We start from the raw sequence: 3,279 nt of genomic DNA on the forward strand, positions 1-3,279 counted from the left end.
GCACATAGCTGCATCGGCGGGAACTCCATTCCGCCACAGCACAAGTTCCAAACTGACTTCGTAAATCCCGTTCTCAGTTTCTATTTCGGCATGGCCCATATTGGGCAAGACAAACTCTCCACCTTCATGCTGATCAAAGAAGATATGACCTGGAAAGCCAAGATCCCGGATCAAGGGCACGTAGCGGGCCTCTGCCTCGATTTGGGCCGTCGTTGGCTCTTCAATCCGAACGAAGCAATCTGTCGTGTCCGTATTGCAGGCCATGAGGGATTTGATTTCCGGATCGATATCACGGAGCGCTTCTTCCAGCGCCTCATAGGCCGGTTTGTTATGGTCGAAGAAAGCTTTTGACCGAGCTTCTTCGGCCTCAACCGGAAGCTTGTCGCAACCTGAGAGCAGCAAAAGGAAGGAAACAATAGCTGTGGCGTTCAGCCCTGCGCTGACGCTCCGGGCGTTCGGCGGGAAATTGGTCCACTGGACCAATTTCTTATCCGCCTCACACATCCACCTCCGCCTCGAGCGCATTGTCCTGAATGAACTCGCGCCGTGGCTCCACGACATCGCCCATAAGCCTCGTGAACATCTCGTCGGCTTCGTCGGCGTGGGCGACTTTGACCTGGAGGAGGGTGCGCGCGTTTGAATCGAGCGTGGTTTCCCAGAGCTGGTCGGCATTCATCTCGCCGAGGCCCTTATAGCGCTGGATCTTGAGGCCCTTGCGGCCGGCTTCGAGCACCGCTTCGAACAGGGCGACAGGGCCGTGAATGGTGACCTCGCCGGCCTTGTCATTGCGCAGCACCGACGGTTCGACATAGAGGTGGCGGATGCCGCTCGCATGATTGTTGAGGCGGATCGCGTCCTGGCTGGCGAGCAGCGTCTTGTCGAGCACGGCCTTCTCCTCGACCGAGCGGACCTCACGGCGGAGCGTCAGATCGCCATCCTCGAAGCTGCCTTCCCACGTATCCTCGCCCTCTTCGGCGATGAGGTTGAGGCGGGCGGCGGTCTTCTCGGCTTCGGCGTCCGAAGCGCCGGGGGCCAGCGCGCCTGCAATCGCGGCCTGCTCGACGATATGGCCGGGCGCGCGCAGGGACAGGCGCCACAGCGCAGTCTTGAAGCTTGCCGCCTGGCGGACGTTTTCGCGAAGGTCCTCTGCGGCAATCTGCGTGCCGTCTGCGAGGATCAGCGTCTCGCCGGTCGTGCCTTCCTCGATCAGGTAATTGTCCATCTCGATATCGTCTTTGAGATAGCGTTCGGACTTGCCGCGGGAGACCTTGTAGAGCGGCGGCTGCGCGATGTAGAGGAAGCCGCGCTCGATCACCTCGGGCATCTGGCGGTAGAAGAAGGTGAGCAGCAGGGTGCGGATGTGCGCGCCGTCGACATCGGCGTCGGTCATGATGATGATCTTGTGGTAGCGCATCTTGTTGATGTCGAACTCGTCGCGGCCAATGCCGGCGCCGAGCGCCATGATCAGCGTGCCGACCTGGTCTGAGGACAGCATCTTGTCGAAGCGCGCGCGTTCCACGTTGAGGATCTTGCCGCGCAGGGGCAGGATGGCCTGGTTGGAGCGGTCGCGGCCCTGTTTGGCAGAGCCGCCGGCAGAATCCCCCTCGACGATGAAGAGTTCCGATTTCGCCGGGTCCTTCTCCTGACAATCGGCAAGCTTGCCGGGCAGGGAGGTGATGTCGAGCGCCGTCTTGCGGCGGGTCAGGTCACGCGCCTTGCGGGCGGCCTCGCGCGCGGCGGCGGCTTCGACGATCTTCAGCATGATCATCTGAGCTTCCTTGGGATGCTCTTCGAACCATTCAGACAGCTTCTCACCCATCAGGCTCTCAACCACGGGGCGGACCTCGGAGGAGACCAGCTTGTCCTTGGTCTGGGACGAGAATTTCGGATCGGGGACCTTGACCGAGAGGACGCAGGTGAGGCCCTCGCGGGCATCATCGCCGGAGATGTCGACCTTCTCTTTCTTGGCGATGCCTGTCTCGGCGGCGTATTTGTTGATGATGCGGGTCAGCGCGCCGCGGAAGCCGGCAAGGTGGGTGCCGCCATCGCGCTGGGGGATGTTGTTGGTGAAGCAGAGCACCTGCTCGTGATAGGTGTCGTTCCACTCCATCGCGACTTCGACCGTGATGCCGTCCTTCTCGCCAATCGCGTAGATCGGCTCAGGGATGAGGGCGGTTTTCTGGCGGTCGACATGCTGCACGAAGGCTTTCACGCCGCCATCATATTCCAGCACGGCCTCATAGGCTTCGGGCCCGCGCTCATCGCGGAAGACGATGCGCACGCCGGAATTGAGGAAGGCGAGCTCACGCAGGCGGTGCTCCAGCGTCTTCCTGTCATATTCGGTCATGGTGAAGGTCGAGGCGGCGACCATGAAGCGTACGGCCGTGCCGGTCAGCGGCTTGCCATTGGCGCGCATCGGGGAGGTGCCGACCTCTTTCAGCGGCGCCTCGACCACGCCGCCATCGATGAAGCGGACATAGTGCTCCTTGCCATTCCGGTGAATGCGCAGCTCGAGCCAGTCAGACAGGGCGTTGACGACGGAGACACCGACGCCGTGAAGGCCGCCGGAGACCTTGTAGGAGTTCTGGTCGAACTTCCCGCCGGCATGCAGCTGGGTCATGATGACCTCGGCGGCGGACACGCCCTCTTCCTTGTGCATCTCGACGGGAATGCCGCGGCCATTATCGGTGATCTCGGCAGAGCCATCGGCGAGCAGGGTGACGGTCACTTCGTCGGCATGGCCGGCCAGCGCCTCGTCGATTGCATTGTCGACAACCTCATAGATCATGTGGTGCAGGCCGGAGCCGTCATCGGTGTCGCCAATGTACATGCCAGGGCGTTTGCGGACCGCTTCGAGCCCCTTCAAAACCTTGATGGAATCGGCGCCATATTCGGGCATATTTTCTGCTGGGTCGGCCATGCTTTTCCAGTCACTTTCTGATTCGTCAAAATGCCCTGAAAATATACAGGATTCGGACGAATAAGGGAAATCTCCAGCTGTGGTAAATCGGCCACAAGGCCGGGGTATTTTGTGCAATGAAAACAGGGGTTTGTGGGGGTCAGATTTGGGTCGTTCTGTCGGGCCTGCGAAATGGCAGTTGGGGCACTGGCAGAATGGCGCAATTCGACATATCAAGTATGCGCTCACTCACGTGCGCCACGGCAATAGGCGTCCGGCGTCAAACCGCCATGGTGGATCTGCAGTTCCACGCCTGCCATCGAGCCGTCAATCGCAGGAATGCGGTTTAGCCGGATGGGCGTGCCGGCATCGACGCAGTC

Annotated in this window: 2 protein-coding genes; both read right to left on the reverse strand. The window is 60.9% G+C overall.

What is annotated here, in order from left to right; all coding sequences use genetic code 11:
* The coding region (locus WA989_RS00685; RefSeq protein ID WP_424338612.1) for a hypothetical protein at positions 1–504 on the reverse strand (504 nt) is incomplete at its 3' end.
* Positions 497–2,920, reverse strand: a complete 2,424-nt coding sequence (gyrB, locus tag WA989_RS00690) for a DNA topoisomerase (ATP-hydrolyzing) subunit B (protein ID WP_424338613.1) — start codon at positions 2,918–2,920, stop codon at positions 497–499. The genes gyrB and WA989_RS00685, both read right to left, overlap by 8 nt.
* Positions 2,921–3,279 lie beyond the last annotated feature (359 nt).

Source organism: Henriciella sp., assembly GCF_049649345.1.
In the GTDB taxonomy this organism is placed as follows: Bacteria; Pseudomonadota; Alphaproteobacteria; order Caulobacterales; family Hyphomonadaceae; genus Henriciella.

What these genes read in the sequence shown, in the direction of transcription:
- gyrB (WP_424338613.1), bottom strand. Translation starts at nt 2,920, where the DNA reads ATGGCCGACCCAGCAGAAAATATGCCCGAATATGGCGCCGATTCCATC.